1 protein-coding gene is annotated in these 491 nt (G+C 36.5%); it reads right to left on the bottom strand.

Going from position 1 to position 491, the window contains the following annotated elements; genetic code table 11:
- A partial coding sequence (locus tag F1E73_RS17350) for a transposase (RefSeq protein WP_191089076.1) occupies nt 1-385 on the bottom strand: 385 nt, incomplete at its 3' end.
- Nucleotides 386-491 lie beyond the last annotated feature (106 nt).

The following is a 491-nucleotide window of genomic DNA, read 5'->3' as shown; positions in this document are numbered from 1 at the left end:
TAAAGTTATAAATCTCAGAGAGTTGCTCTTCAATATCGCTGTTACTCATTCCTTTAGCGTACAAAGAGACAATGACATTTTCTATGCCATCTACCATGTTCCGACGCTTCTGGACAATCATTGGGTTAAAAGAACCATTACGATCTCTGGGAACTTTAATGGTATCCTCGCCGAAGGAACTCTTGATCTTCTTTTCTGAATAGCCATTTCTGGTATTACCGGAAACAGATTTGTGATATTTTTGATAATCCAGGTGACCATCCAGTTCCCCTTCGAGCATTTTCTCAAGTCCTCTTTTCTGAATTTGTTTTAGGAAATTGCTGAGTTCTTCTCCTGATTTAAACTGTTTCAGAAACTCATCATCAAATAGATCTTCTTTTTTCATTTGTTGTGTAAGATTAGTACCTGGATTTTTATCGCAGGCAAGTTTATAAAATAAAGCGTTTAGTTTACCCTCTATTTACTACTTACACAGTTTATGGTCTAGTCCC

This window comes from Arenibacter lacus, assembly GCF_008711145.1.
In the GTDB taxonomy this organism is placed as follows: domain Bacteria; phylum Bacteroidota; class Bacteroidia; order Flavobacteriales; family Flavobacteriaceae; genus Arenibacter; species Arenibacter amylolyticus.
This window is presented reverse-complemented; position numbering and strand designations above follow the sequence as displayed.